Below are 13,218 nucleotides of genomic sequence, written 5' to 3'. Positions count from 1 at the left end.
ATTCCTGAAGGAGTCTTGCCGGTGATCAGGCGATCAACCCAGGCTTTTCAAATACGCCCGCCACCCGCCCAAATGACTGATTTCCACCGCCCCGTCCAGCCCATACGGCTCACAGATAAACCCGCTCTCCCAACGCCCATCCGCCAGTTGCACCTTGCCCAGTCCCAGTGGAGCAGGAATCCCGGTGAGGAACGACCCCAGCTCACTGCTCGGCAATTCCCAGACTTCCACCGCAATCGCCACGCCGCCCTCTTTAACGCGGACCATGCCGGGGCGATACGGTGGGCCGCCGGCCAAGGCATACAGCTGATAGTCGGGAGAACTCTGAGTTGTTTCTACCAGCCGCGCTCCACGCTGTTTGAGTTGCCAGTTCAGCGCCAGCCCCTCCAGGTGCGCGCCGCAGACCACCAGTCGTGCCCGGTCATTGTGCGCGATGGCGGCCGGTGCGGGTGACGCCAGGCCCTGCTGACGTTGCAGGGCATCTGCCACGCTCAACAGATACTGATCGGTAAACGCGCGACCAAACAAGGTCACGCCCCATGGCAAACCATTGCCCATCAATCCGCTGGGCACGGCGACGGCAGCGTAATCGAGCAGGTTCATGAAGTTGGTGTAGTAGCCCAGTTCCGAGTTGCGCAGTACCGGTTCGGCGGCAAGTTCCGCCAATGTAACCGGACGGCCAATGGTTGGCGTCAGCACGCAGTCGAGGCCCTCCAATACTCTGTCGCACAGCGCCTTCAAGGCTTGCAGTCGGTAGTGGGCGCGGAAGGTTTGCACGCCGGTCACTGCCGGGGCCTTGGCCAGCACGGCACGAATCACTGGCAATACGGCTTGAGGATTTTGCTCCATCAATTTGCCGGCCACGCTGTAACGCTCGGCCACCCATGGCCCTTCGTAGAGCAACCGCGCCGCTTCCAGGAAGGGCGACAAATCCAGTTCGACCGCTTCACCGCCCAGGGCTTTAAGCTGGTCGATGGCGTCGCCAAACAACAACGGGCCTTCAGGGCAGCCGAAGAACGCCAGGTCCTGCGCACGGGGCACACCGAAACGAAACGCGCGCGGCGTGCCGAAGGCCGAGCCGTCATTCCACAGCGGATTGCTGCGGCTGTATTCATCCCGTGGGTCGAGATGAGCGGTCAGTGCCAACAACTGACTGGCTTCCCGGGCTGTGGTCGTAAAGGTCGTGACGCAATCGAGCGTGCGACAGGCCGGAACCACCCCGGCCGTTGAGATCAGCCCTTTGGTGGCTTTCAAACCGACCAGATTGTTCAGCGCCGCCGGTACGCGCCCGGAACCTGCGGTGTCGGTGCCCAGGGCAAAACTCGCCACGCCGAGCGCCACCGCCAGTGAAGAGCCGGCGCTGGAACCGCCCGACGGATATTCCGGCAACACGCTGTTCGGGCAAGCGCCATACGGCGAGCGGCTGCCGTTGAGGCCGGTGGCGAACTGGTCGAGATTGGTCTTGCCCAGCGGGATTGCACCCAGCGCCAGCAGTTGCTCGACGATGGTCGCCGAACGCTCCGGCACGTAGGCAAACGCCGGGCACGCCGCCGTGGTCGGAATGCCCGCCAGATCGATATTGTCCTTGATCGCGAACGGCACGCCGTACAGCGGCAGGCTGCCTGGGTCACGACCATCGAGGGCGGCGAGGTACGGTTCCAGTTCCTCGGCGCTGAGTAAATGGATGAACAAGTGATAGTCCGGGTTCAGCGCCGCGGCTTTTTCCCGCAGGCTCGGCAGCAATTGCCGAGGCGTGATGTGGCCGTCACGGTAAGCGTTGCGCAGGGCGTCGAGTTGCAGATTGATGTTCATGGTTCAGATCCTTGTTGAAATGGCTTCAGTCGAGTTCCAGCACCACGACGCGCTGTCCGGCGCGCACTGGCGAACCCGGTTGCACACGAATCTCGCGCACCACACCGGCCATGGGCGCGAGCAGCGGGATTTCCATCTTCATCGACTCCAGAATCACCAGCACATCACCGGCGACCACTTGGCTGCCGACCTCCACCTGAACCTGCCAGAGGTTGCCGGCGATGTGGCTGTCGATGCTCTGCTGACCGTCGGCCAACAGCGCCTCTTCGGTCACTTGCGGCGTCGGTTCTTCACTGTCGAAATGCGCCTGACCGCTGGCGATCCAGCGCTCGCGCTCGGCGTTGAACGCACCTTTTTGCTGATCTCGAAACGCCGCAATGCTGTTGGCTTCCTTCGCCAGAAACGCCTGGTAATCCGCCAGGTTCAACTGACTGTGCTCGATGTTCAGAGCGAAGCGCCCGAGCGGGAAATCCCGTCGAATGCGCAGCAGTTCATCGGCGCTTACCGGGTAGAAGCGGATTTGATCGAAGAACCGCAACAGCCACGGTTTGCCATCGAACGCGGCGACCTCGCGGTAGCGATTCCACATCTGCAAGGTCCGGCCGACGAATTGATAACCACCGGGGCCTTCCATGCCGTATACGCACATATAGGCGCCACCGATGCCCACCGAGTTTTCAGCGGTCCAGGTGCGGGCCGGGTTGTATTTGGTGGTGACCAGACGATGCCGTGGGTCGAGCGGGGTGGCGACCGGAGCGCCGAGGTAGACATCGCCCAACCCCATCACCAGATAGCTGGCGTCGAACACCGTGCGCTGCACTTCGTCGAGGTTCGGCAGATCGTTGATGCGGCGGATGAACTCCAGGTTGCTCGGGCACCATGGGGCGTCCTTGCGCACGGTGGTCATGTATTTCTCGATGGCCAACTGGCAGGCCGGGTCATCCCACGACAGCGGCAGGTGCACGATGCGTGAGGGAACCTGCAAGTCTTTGGCGGCGCACACGGCGTCCCACTCACCGGCGACGATGCCCAGCAGATCGGCAAGCGGCAGTTGCTCCGGTTGGTAATGCACCTGCAGCGAACGGATGCCCGGCGTCAGGTCGATCACCCCGTGCAGCTGTTTGCTTTCCAATGCCTGCATCAGCGCGTGGGCGCGGAAGCGCAGTACCAGGTCCAGTTCCGGTGCGCCGATTTCCAGTAACAGGTGAGTATCCCCCGACAACCGGGCGACCAACCGTGTATCTCCCTGGCCGATATCCAGCATCACAGGCGACACAACCCCCTGTGGGAGCTGGCTTGCCTGCGATGAGGCCCGATCAGACACCGCATAAAATTCATCGCAGGCAAGCCAGCTCCCACAGGAATCCCATTTCAAGGCGAGGTTACGGGAGGTCTTGAGATCGACCGGCAAAAACTGCACCTTGTCTCCAGCCTTGAGCTGCCCGAGCTGCCAAAGATCCGCTTCGATCACCGTCACCGGGCAGACGAACCCACCGAGGCTCGGACCATCGGGACCGAGGATCACCGGCATATCACCGGTGAAATCCACCGCGCCAATGGCGTACGGATTGTCGTGAATGTTCGACGGATGCAACCCGGCTTCGCCACCGTCGGCCCGAACCCATTCCGGCTTCGGCCCGATCAGCCGCACACCGGTGCGGCTGGAGTTGAAATGCACTTCCCATTGAGTGGCGAAGAAGGTGCCGATGTAGTGTTCGGTGAAGTATTCCGGCGCGCCATGGGGGCCGTAGATCACCCGAATTTGCCGCACGGCCGGCAACTCGGTGACCTGCTCATCAGGCAATTGAACACCCGCGCTACGGTCGATCAAGGCTGGCACATGCAACACGTCCCCGGCACGCAACGCACGACCGCCATGGCCACCGAACTGACCGAGGGTGAAGGTACTTTTGCTGCCCAGGTAATCCGGTACTTGCAGGCCGCCGCGCAGGCACAGATAGCTGCGAGCGCCTGCACCGGCGATTGTGCCGAGATGTACTGTGGCCCCGGCCGGAATCAGCAGCGCGGTGTTCATCGGTGCCGCTTCGCCGTTCAGCGTCAATGGAATCTGCGCACCGGTCACCGCCACAACCGCATCACAATTGAAGCGCAGCATCGGCCCGCTCATGGTGATTTCCAGGGCCGCTGCGCCTTCATCGTTACCCAGTAAAAGATTACCCAAACGCAATGCACGACTGTCCATCGGCCCCGACGGCGGCACGCCCACCGCCCAGTAACCAAGACGCCCCGGATAGTCCTGAACGCTGGTCTGGGTGCCGGCGCTGATCACCTCGAAGGTGTTGGCCTGGTAGACCAGCGCTTCCAGACAACGGGTCCATGGCTGGCCGCTGGCAAAGGGCACATCGAGCAGAATCTGTCGCAGGTAATCGCGGTTGGTTTCCACGCCGTACAGCAGGCTGTCGCCCAAGGTTTGGAGCAGGTCAGCGCGGGCTTCTTCGCGAGTCGGCGCCCAGCGGATGACCTTGGCAATCATCGGGTCGAAGTACGGCGGGATCTCGCAACCGGCCTCGACCCACGTGTCGATGCGCAGGTGTTTGCCATCGGCGACGAGGAAACTTACCGCCGTCAGCAGGCCGGGGCTCGGTTGAAAATCGCGCCCCGGATCTTCGGCGTAGAGCCTTGCCTGGATCGCGTGGCCGTTGGCTTTCAAGCCTTGGCTCAATGCGTTCAATGGCGGTAAATCTCCGGCCGCCAGTTCCACCATCCAGCGCACCAGATCCACGCCCCACACTTGCTCGGTGACACCGTGCTCCACCTGCAAACGGGTGTTCACTTCAAGAAAATAGAAACGCTGGGCGTCACTGTCGAAGACGAACTCCACGGTGCCGGCGCTGCGGTAATTCACTGCCTTGGCGAGTTTGATCGCGGCAAGGCAGAGCGCTTCGGCCATGCCGTCGGGCAGGTTGGGTGCCGGGGTTTCTTCAAGGACTTTCTGGTTGCGCCGCTGCACCGAACAGTCGCGCACGCCGAGGGCAATCACCTCGCCCTGGCCGTCGCCGAACACCTGCACTTCCAGATGTCGCGCGCGCTGGATGTACTTCTCGATGAACACACCGGCGTCGCTGAAGTTGTTCTGCCCGAGGCGTTTGACCGCTTCGAAGGATTCGCCCAATTCGGCGGCGCTGCGGCACACGCGCATACCGATGCCGCCACCGCCGGCGGTGCTTTTGAGCATCACCGGGTAGCCGACCTGTTCGCCAGCGATCAATGCTGCGTCAAGGCTGTCGAGCAGTTCGGTGCCTTCGAGCATCGGCACACCGTGTTGTTTGGCCAGGGCGCGGGCGGTGTGTTTGAGGCCAAACACGCGCAGTTGCTCAGGCGTGGGGCCGATGAAGGCGATATCGGCTGCTTCGCAGGCCTCGGCGAACGCGGCGTTTTCCGAGAGGAATCCGTAGCCGGGATGGATCGCCGTAGCGCCGGTGGATTTGGCGATGGCGAGGATTTTGTCCACGGCAAGGTAAGTGCCGACCGCGGCGCCTTCACCCAGGCTGTGAGCTTCATCGGCTTGCAGGATATGCAGGCTGGCGGCGTCGGCTTCGGAGTAAACGGCGACGCCCTTGACCTGCAACTCTCGCAGGGTCCGCAGAATGCGGCAGGCAATGGCGCCACGGTTGGCGATGAGGACTTTTTCGAACATGGCATAACCCCTGGAGGCGATAGCGCATCAGCCTCGACCTGGGATGCGGGCCGTCCCGCAGTTTTTCGAGATGCACCCGGGCCGTCCCGGATGAACAAAATTCACGCTTTTTTGTGGCGAGGGAGCTTGCTCCCGCTCGGCTGCGCAGCAGTCGCAAAACCTGCTGCTGTGGTCCGTCAGACATAGCGCGATAGCAGGGTTTGGGGCCGCTTCGCGACCCAGCGGGAGCAAGCTCCCTCGCCACAGGGATCAGCGTTGTTTGAGGCACTGGCCGGAGCGGGCCTGACACAGGGCAAACAACCACCGCCGCAAACGCGCAAGTTTCAGTTCCATACCAAAAGCTCCGCAGGCGTGGGGTTGTAGGCGTTGCACGGGTTGTTCAGTTGCGGGCAGTTGGAGATCAGCACGATCACGTCCATCTCGGCGCGCAGGTCGACGTATTTGCCGGGCGCTGAAATCCCGTCTTCAAACGTCAGCCCGCCATCGGCCGTCACCGGCACATTCATGAAAAAATTGATGTTCGGCCCGATGTCGCCCTTGCCCAGGCGCCCGTCGTGGGCGCAGGCGCGCAGGTAGTTGTCGCGGCAGCTGTGCATGTAGCGTTTTTCCAGGGCGTAACGCACGGTGTTGCTCTCTTGCGCGCAGGCACCGCCGAGGGTGTCGTGACGCCCGCAGGTGTCTTCGACGATGGTCAGCATTGGCTTGCCGAGGTTGGAATAGAGCACGCTGCCGGTGCTCAGGTAGACGCTGTTCTGCCGACGCAACGTGCGTTGCACGTCATAGCGTTCCTTGGGATTGGCAAGGCTGTAGAACAAAGTGTCGACCGCCTGATTGCCTTCCAGGTCGAGGATACGCAGGGTCTGGCCGGCCTTGACCTCCATCAGCCAGGGTTCACCGGCGGCGATGGTGGCGCGGTAGACCGCTGTTTCCGGTTGCTTGTGGGCGGTGGCGATAGCGAGTGACATGGCAGCGATCCTCAGGCGAACAGACGGTCGGTGTTGATGAAGCCGCGCTCGTTTTCCGGGCGCGAGGTGCGGCAGTGTTCGGCGACGCTGGCATCGGCGTTCATCCAGCTCAGCTTCAGCGGTTTCGGTGCGTATTCCGGCGACGGATCCATCGGGTGTTGCAGGGCAGTGAGCACCACCAGAGTGTCCATCGGTGCGTACAGTTCGATGTAATCGCCAGCCTTGGAATTGCCTTCGACGAAGTGGAAACGGCCGGCCTCATCGACGTTCACACGGCTGAATAGATTGAGCGTCATCAGCAGGTCGGACAGGCCCAGTCCCCACTTGCCCAGCTCCACCAACAAGTTGTCGGTGCCGTTGCGGAAGAAACCGTTGCGCAGCTCTTGATAGCGGCCCTGGCCATATTTTTGTGCGACTTCTTCAGCGCAGAGCACGCCGCCGAGGCTGTCGCTCCAGCCACAGGTGTCGGCGGTGATGGCCGCCAGCACGCGGCCCATGTCCGAGTACAGGCAATGGCCGGTGGTGAGCTTGGCGGTGTGTTGGCATTTGAGGCTGTCGGGCAGATTCAGGCGTTCGGTTTTTTCGTTGGCGTTGAGCAACGTCAGGCTGACGTTGGCACCGCCGCGCAGGTCGGTCAGGCGCAGCAATTGGCCGCGTCTCAGGACGAATGAACGATGGCCGCCGCCGGGGAGCATTTCTTCGGCGAACGGCGGGAACAGTTGGGTCGAATCAGTCATGTGCAGATTCCTCTAAGCGATACGAAGCGTGCCTGCCAACTGAGCTGGCAGGGCGTCGACGGCGGCGCGGTTGGCGCGGCGGTCGCTGTTCAAAGGGATGTCGTAGGTGATGCGTGCGCCATAGGCGCCGGGGGCGTGCGGGTCGACGCGGACCTTGTCGAACACCAGCAAACGGGTGCCGAGACTGAAACCTTCGGACAGGTCGTGGGTGACCATGAACACCGTCAGTTGCGTCTCGCGCCACAGCTCCAGCAGCAGGCTGTGCATGTCTTTGCGGATGCCCGGATCGAGGGCGCCGAACGGTTCGTCGAGGAGCAAGACCCGCGGCTTCATGATCAATGCCTGGGCAATCGCCAGCCGTTGCTGCATGCCACCGGAGAGTTGCGCCGGATACTTGTCCAGCGAATGGCCGAGGCCGACTTTGTGCAGCAACACTGAGGCGTGTTCGTGTGCCTCTTTTTTAGCGCTGCCGAACAACCGCCCCAGTAAAGGCGAGCGCGGCAGTTCGAGGCCGAGGGCGACGTTGTCCAGCACGGTCAGGTGCGGGAACACCGAATAGCGCTGGAACACCACGCCACGGCTCGAATCCGGTTCGCCAGCCAATGCCTGACCGTCCAACAGAATCTCGCCACGACTGGCGCGTTCCTGGCCGAGCAATAGCCGCAGGAAGGTCGATTTGCCGCAACCCGACGCGCCGACCAAGGTGCAGAACTCACCTTCGTTGACGCTCAGGTTCAGCCCTTCAAGCACCACCTGATCGGCGTATTGCTGCCAGACGTTTTTCACTGTGATGAAGCTCATGCCCGCGCCTCTTCATAACTCATTTGGAGGCACCTTGGTGCCAGGGAAAGGCCCGTTGGGTCAGGTGCTTGAGGCCCCAGTCCATCAGCCAGGCGAGCAGGGTGATCCACGCCACGTAGGGCAGAATCACGTCCATCGCCAAGTAGCGGCGCACCAGGAAGATCCGGTAACCCAAACCGTCCGTGGAGGCGATGGCTTCGGCGGCGATCAAAAACAACCACGCCGAGCCGAGCATCAGTCGCAACGAGATCAGCAGGCGCGGCAGCAATTGCGGCAGCACCACGCGCAGCATCAGAGTCCAGGTTGAAGCACCGAGGGTCTGCGCCTTGATCAGCAATTCCAGCGGAATTTCCCGGGCGCGCTGTTCCAGATCACGGGCCAGGCATGGGGTGATGCCGATCACGATCAGCATCACTTTCGACAACTCCCCCAACCCGAACACGATGAACAGAATCGGCAGGATCGCCAGCGGCGGCACCATCGACAGCACCGTCAGCACGGGCGACAACGGCGCACCAAACAGCGGCAGCGTACCGGCGGCGATGCCCAGGCACAGCCCGGCCAGCGCACTGATGCCGAGGCCGATGGCCAACCGCCGCACGCTGGAGGCGGTGTCTTGCCAGAGCAGGTATTCACCAGTGCGGGCGTCGGCGGTGAAGGCCAGGCGTTTCACCGCGTCGGTCATCTGCACGGCACTGGGCAGCAGTTTGTCGTTGGGGTTGTCCATCAGCCGTTCGGCCGAGCCCATGAAGTAGGCGAACAGCACCAGGGCGAACGGCAGGATCACCAACAGCAGGCGACTCGGGCGATCCGGGTGGCGATTGATCAGGCGCATGGCCAGCTCCTCCTGTCTTACAGCTTGGCGTCGGCGGCCATCTGCACGTAAGTCGGGTCGAAGCGCAGCTTGAGGTTGCCTTTATCGCCGCTGGTCACGCCATTGGCGAAGGCCATGCCGATGGCGCTGGTGTCCTTGGCGCCTTCACCCAGCAAGCCGTGCTGGAACGAGAACTCGGCGACCTTGCGCATGGTGTCGGGCAGTTGCTTGCTGGTGGAGAACGCCAGGGCTTCTTTGGGCGTGGCGAACAGTTTGGTGGTGTCTAGTTGCGCCTGGAAACCGGCCAGGTCGGTGCCCGAAGCTTTGGCCATGTGTTCGAGGGCGGCCTGGCTGGTGGCGTTTTTCGCGTTCATCAACGCGACCACTTCGAACCAGGCGCCGGTCAGGGCTTTGCCCAGAGCCGGGTTGTCTTTGAGGGTGGCGCTGTTGACCACCATCATGTCCATGATTTCGCCGGGGATCTGGCTGGAATTGAACACTTCGGTCACCGCAGGCTTGGCCTTGATGTCCGAGAGCATCGGGTTCCAGGTGGTGACGGCGTGAACCTGTTCGGTGTTGAAGGCAGCCGAGATATCGGCATCGGAGGTGTTGATTACTTTCAGGTCTTTCTCGGTAAGGTCTACCGAGTCCAGAGCACGGGCCAGCAGGTAATGGGACACGGACAGCTCCACCAGATTGACGTCCATGCCCTTGAGGTCGGTGACTTTCTTGCCTTCGCCTTTGAGCACGATGCCGTCGTTGCCGTTGGAGAAGTCGCTGACGATCAGCGCTGTGCTGTCGACGCCACCGGCAGCCGGAATGGTCAGCGCGTCCATGTTGGTCATGGTGCAGCCGTCGAACTGGCCGGCGGTGTATTGGTTGATGGATTCGACGTAGTCGTTGAGCTGCACCACATCGATCTTGATGCCGTACTTTTTCGCCCATTTGTCGACGATGCCTTGGCTGCCGGCATATTCCCAAGGCATCCAGCCGGCATAAATCGTCCAGCAGACGCTGAAATGGTCTTTCTGTGCGGCGTGGGACGAGACGCTCACGAGGGCTGCAAAAGCAGCGGCGAGCAGGGCGGGTAAACGAAGTCGGGACATGGGATGGTTCTCCAGTTGATCAAGGGCGGACAGGAAGGCAGCGGCACCGCGAACGGTGGCTTGTCTCCCGGGCTTTTGTCCCGCCGTGTAACCTCAACTGGAGGTCGCCAACTCTCGGACCAGTCACTCGCGATTGCGAGCCGGAACCCTAGTCAGCCATTGCAAATTGTGGTGCCGCGAACCTGTGATGACTCCTGCACGTCTTTGGTTAAGCGAGAGCCGTGCCAAGTCGGCTTGAGCGCTCTGGCTGGGGGCATGGAAGGGAGGGCGAGACAAACAGGGGAGGGCGCTTTGCCTTGTCATGGTGCGCAGCGCATGGGTATGCACCGTAGAAGGACAGCTAGCCGCTGATCTGAAGGTCGATGCGATCAGGCACTCGGTGCCTGTTTTAAAGTCAAAACAGGTGTGACTCGACTGCCGTTGCAGGTCTTTCAGGAGGCCTCCATGTTCTGTCAGAAAAAGCTCCGCCAAATACTGCTCAGTGTGTTTTTTGGTTTGGGTCTGTCCGGGTGTTACTACTATGTAGGGGGCGCCGATGTTTATCCGGCACCTTATTACTACCCCGGCTATTACTACTCACCTTACTACTACGGTGGCCCACGCTTTTACGGGGGTTATCGTTACTACTATTTCAGTGGGCCTCGCTATTACCATGGTGATCACGATCGCGGGCATCGCTAAACGGCTCATGAGCACAACGGCGCCTGCGGCTTACGCAGGCGCCGTTTTCTTTTGCGCAGGATGAAAAACCTTTCATCGGCTACTTGTATCGGCGTGTTACAGAAACGCACCAGATCCCGATTTCACTGTCTGATCTTTCGACAGTCGCCGAACAATTGACTGTCGCCTGCCAGCGTCGCTGGTGTGGCTCACTCGCGGTCCAGGAGGCCGCCATGCTCTGTCGAAAACAGCTCCGCCATATTCTGCTGATCGTTCTATCGGGATTGTTTCTTGGTGCGTGCGTGCCCTATTCCGATGGCGACAGCTACTACCGCTCGGATGTCTACACGTCCCCAGCGCCGTATTACTCCGATGGTGGTTACTACACAGCTCCGCGCAGGTATTACTCGCCGCCTGCACGGTATTACCAGCCATCGCCACGTTATTACTACCAGCCGCGGGTTTATCAACCGGCACCGCGCTATTACGACTACCGCGGCAACCAGAGTCGCGGATGGGACCGTCATGACCGCGGTGGTTGGGATGGTCGTCGCGACGGTTGGGATGGTCGTAGTCGCGGCAACTGGAACGACGATTCCCGGGGCCACAGTGGACGGGATCACCATGGCGGAAGAGGCGATCATGGCGATAACGATGGTCGAGGCGGCCGTCGCTAACTCCTCAATAGAAAGCGGCGCTTGAAGCGCCGCTTTTTTGTGCCCGGATTTCAGTATTCCGACAGATCGGCCAACGGATGCCGACCTTCCCAGACCTTGTGAAAATGCGCTTCCACCGCCGCCTCCGGCACCGTGTTGATATCCGGCCAGTGCCAGTGAGGTTTCTGGTCCTTGTCGATCAACCGCGCGCGCACGCCCTCGCTGAATTCCGGATGACGGCAGCAATTGAGGCTCATGGTGTATTCCATCTGAAAGACTTGAGCCAGCGACAGGTGCCGGGCGCGGGCGATCTGTTCCCACACCAGATGAGCGGTCAGGGGCGAGCCTTCAATCATGGTGCAGGCCGCACGACTGAGCAGCGGGTCTTTATGAACGCGTAGCGCACTGATGGCCTTCCAGGCACAACGAACGTCGCTGACATCCAGCAACTCGTCGATCTGCTGGCGTCGCGGCAGCCACTGCGCTTCGGGCATTTTTACGAGCGCTTCTTGTTGCAAGGCCTTGAGCAGACTGTTGAGCTGCATGGCGGTCTGTTCCTGCCAGTTCAATTGCAGCAAACCTTCGATCAGCTCCGGCTGTTGTTGATCGAGCAAAAAGCGGTCCGCGAGGTCCAGATCGATTGCATCGCGACCGTTCATCCGGGCGCCGGTCAAGCCGAGAAACAATCCGAGCTTGCCGGGCAGCCGCGACAGAAACCAGCTGGCGCCGACGTCCGGGTACAAACCGATACTGATCTCCGGCATCGCCAATCGGCTGCTCGGCGTGACAACCCGAATGCCCGCCCCTTGCAGCAGCCCCATGCCGCCGCCCAGCACGTAACCATGACCCCAGCAGATCAACGGTTTCGGGTAGGTGTGCAACTTGAAGTCGAGGCGATATTCTGCCGCGAAGAAGTGCGCAGCCAAGGGCGGTACTTCCCCGGGATGGGCGCGACACGCTTCCACCAGACTGCGCACTTCACCGCCGGCGCAAAAGGCCTTGTCGCCATTGCCGCGCAGCAGTACACAAACGATCTGTGGTTCCTTGGCCCAGGCGTCCAGTTGATCGCGCAAGGCGTTGATCATCGGCAAGGAGAGGGCGTTGAGGGACTTTTCGGCATCCAGGCTGGCGATGCCGATGCGTGCGCCGTCGGTGCCGGTGAGTTCTTCGAAGTGCAGATTCATCATGACCTCGATCGGGAATTTGAGCGTTCAGTATGATCGCTCTATAGGAAAATGCCGGATCTGCGTCAGATCAATTGACAAGCGTGATGGGCTTTCCTAGGGTTCGCCCCATTGTTTTTGCCGGATGTAACCATGACTGCTGACGACCGTATCAAACTCGAACCGAGCTGGAAGGAGGCCCTCCGTGCCGAATTCGACCAGCCTTACATGGCAGAGTTGCGCACTTTCCTGCAACAGGAACGCGCGGCGGGCAAGGAGATCTATCCGCCGGGACCGTTGATTTTCAATGCGCTCAATTCCACGCCGCTGGACAAGGTCAAGGTGGTCATCCTCGGGCAGGATCCATACCACGGCCCGGGTCAGGCCCATGGGCTGTGCTTTTCGGTGCAGCCGGGTGTACCGGCGCCGCCGTCGCTGGTGAACATCTATAAAGAGTTGAAACGCGACCTGAACATCGACATCCCCAACCATGGCTACCTGCAGAGTTGGGCGGAGCAGGGCGTGTTGATGCTCAATACCACCATGACCGTGGAGCGGGCGAATGCCAACGCCCACGCGGGCAAGGGCTGGCAGCACTTTACCGACCGGATTATCGAAGTGGTCAGCGAGCACCAGCCGCATCTGGTGTTTTTGCTGTGGGGCGCGCATGCCCAGAGCAAGCAGAAACTCATCGACGCCACCAAGCATTTGGTATTGACGTCGGTTCACCCGTCACCGCTGTCCGCTTATCGCGGCTTCCTCGGGTGCGGGCATTTCAGTCGGGCGAACAAGTTTCTGGAACAGAATGGCGAGACGCCGATCGAGTGGCGGTTGCCGCCGGTGTGA

Annotated in this window: 11 protein-coding genes and 1 riboswitch; of the genes, 3 read left to right on the top strand and 8 right to left on the bottom strand. The window is 61.2% G+C overall.

The features are described 5' to 3' along the window. Window positions 1-33 precede the first annotated feature (33 nt). The 7 genes from atzF to AC1DIS_RS06430 form a co-directional block, all read right to left on the bottom strand. Entirely contained in the window at window positions 34-1,812 is a 1,779-nt protein-coding gene (atzF, locus tag AC1DIS_RS06460; protein WP_258612585.1) for an allophanate hydrolase, read from the bottom strand. A gap of 25 nt (window positions 1,813-1,837) precedes the next feature. Beyond that, on the bottom strand, window positions 1,838-5,470 hold the full coding sequence (gene uca, locus AC1DIS_RS06455) for an urea carboxylase (RefSeq protein WP_477780797.1): 3,633 nt from the start codon (window positions 5,468-5,470) through the stop codon (window positions 1,838-1,840). A gap of 323 nt (window positions 5,471-5,793) precedes the next feature. Then, entirely contained in the window at window positions 5,794-6,435 is a 642-nt protein-coding gene (locus tag AC1DIS_RS06450; protein ID WP_018926803.1) for an urea amidolyase associated protein UAAP2, read from the bottom strand. A gap of 11 nt (window positions 6,436-6,446) precedes the next feature. Then, window positions 6,447-7,172 (bottom strand): urea amidolyase associated protein UAAP1, encoded by a 726-nt coding sequence (locus tag AC1DIS_RS06445; RefSeq protein ID WP_064619763.1) that lies wholly within the window; start codon window positions 7,170-7,172, stop codon window positions 6,447-6,449. Between the two features lie 12 nt (window positions 7,173-7,184). Continuing rightward, window positions 7,185-7,973: an ABC transporter ATP-binding protein gene (locus AC1DIS_RS06440; protein ID WP_477743387.1), complete on the bottom strand. Its 789-nt coding sequence runs from the start codon at window positions 7,971-7,973 to the stop codon at window positions 7,185-7,187. A 19-nt stretch (window positions 7,974-7,992) separates the two neighbouring features. Beyond that, complete coding sequence (locus AC1DIS_RS06435) at window positions 7,993-8,808, bottom strand: ABC transporter permease (RefSeq protein ID WP_064619757.1); 816 nt, start codon at window positions 8,806-8,808, stop codon at window positions 7,993-7,995. A 17-nt stretch (window positions 8,809-8,825) separates the two neighbouring features. Then, window positions 8,826-9,893, bottom strand: a complete 1,068-nt coding sequence (locus tag AC1DIS_RS06430; RefSeq protein ID WP_018926799.1) for a putative urea ABC transporter substrate-binding protein — start codon at window positions 9,891-9,893, stop codon at window positions 8,826-8,828. Between the two features lie 62 nt (window positions 9,894-9,955). Then, window positions 9,956-10,056: riboswitch (guanidine-I (ykkC/yxkD leader) on the bottom strand. A 281-nt stretch (window positions 10,057-10,337) separates the two neighbouring features. Between AC1DIS_RS06430 and AC1DIS_RS06425 the strand changes: the two genes are divergently transcribed. Together AC1DIS_RS06425 and AC1DIS_RS06420 are read left to right on the top strand one after the other, a co-directional pair. Next, window positions 10,338-10,574 carry a hypothetical protein gene (locus AC1DIS_RS06425; RefSeq protein WP_018926798.1) on the top strand — a complete coding sequence of 79 codons (237 nt, stop codon included), beginning with the start codon at window positions 10,338-10,340 and terminating at the stop codon, window positions 10,572-10,574. A 212-nt stretch (window positions 10,575-10,786) separates the two neighbouring features. After that, window positions 10,787-11,230, top strand: a complete 444-nt coding sequence (locus AC1DIS_RS06420) for a hypothetical protein (protein WP_082920899.1) — start codon at window positions 10,787-10,789, stop codon at window positions 11,228-11,230. A gap of 50 nt (window positions 11,231-11,280) precedes the next feature. On the opposite strand, the gene AC1DIS_RS06415 is transcribed toward AC1DIS_RS06420, so the two are convergent. Further along, window positions 11,281-12,393: an enoyl-CoA hydratase/isomerase family protein gene (locus AC1DIS_RS06415; protein WP_086944827.1), complete on the bottom strand. Its 1,113-nt coding sequence runs from the start codon at window positions 12,391-12,393 to the stop codon at window positions 11,281-11,283. 132 nt (window positions 12,394-12,525) lie between these two features. On the opposite strand from AC1DIS_RS06415, the gene ung reads away from it, so the two are divergent. Next, window positions 12,526-13,218 (top strand): uracil-DNA glycosylase, encoded by a 693-nt coding sequence (ung, locus tag AC1DIS_RS06410; RefSeq protein WP_019580851.1) that lies wholly within the window; start codon window positions 12,526-12,528, stop codon window positions 13,216-13,218.

Source organism: Pseudomonas sp. 05N433 (assembly GCF_056396925.1).
The sequence above is the reverse complement of the archived record's forward strand: the minus strand, read 5'-3'. Positions and strand labels throughout refer to the sequence as shown.

What these genes read in the sequence shown, in the direction of transcription:
- AC1DIS_RS06450 (WP_018926803.1), bottom strand. Translation starts at nt 6,435, where the DNA reads ATGTCACTCGCTATCGCCACCGCCCACAAGCAACCGGAAACAGCGGTC.
- ung (WP_019580851.1), top strand. Translation starts at nt 12,526, where the DNA reads ATGACTGCTGACGACCGTATCAAACTCGAACCGAGCTGGAAGGAGGCC.
- AC1DIS_RS06415 (WP_086944827.1), bottom strand. Translation starts at nt 12,393, where the DNA reads ATGAATCTGCACTTCGAAGAACTCACCGGCACCGACGGCGCACGCATC.
- uca (WP_477780797.1), bottom strand. Translation starts at nt 5,470, where the DNA reads ATGTTCGAAAAAGTCCTCATCGCCAACCGTGGCGCCATTGCCTGCCGC.
- AC1DIS_RS06425 (WP_018926798.1), top strand. Translation starts at nt 10,338, where the DNA reads ATGTTCTGTCAGAAAAAGCTCCGCCAAATACTGCTCAGTGTGTTTTTT.
- atzF (WP_258612585.1), bottom strand. Translation starts at nt 1,812, where the DNA reads ATGAACATCAATCTGCAACTCGACGCCCTGCGCAACGCTTACCGTGAC.
- AC1DIS_RS06435 (WP_064619757.1), bottom strand. Translation starts at nt 8,808, where the DNA reads ATGCGCCTGATCAATCGCCACCCGGATCGCCCGAGTCGCCTGCTGTTG.
- AC1DIS_RS06445 (WP_064619763.1), bottom strand. Translation starts at nt 7,172, where the DNA reads ATGACTGATTCGACCCAACTGTTCCCGCCGTTCGCCGAAGAAATGCTC.
- AC1DIS_RS06420 (WP_082920899.1), top strand. Translation starts at nt 10,787, where the DNA reads ATGCTCTGTCGAAAACAGCTCCGCCATATTCTGCTGATCGTTCTATCG.
- AC1DIS_RS06430 (WP_018926799.1), bottom strand. Translation starts at nt 9,893, where the DNA reads ATGTCCCGACTTCGTTTACCCGCCCTGCTCGCCGCTGCTTTTGCAGCC.
- AC1DIS_RS06440 (WP_477743387.1), bottom strand. Translation starts at nt 7,973, where the DNA reads ATGAGCTTCATCACAGTGAAAAACGTCTGGCAGCAATACGCCGATCAG.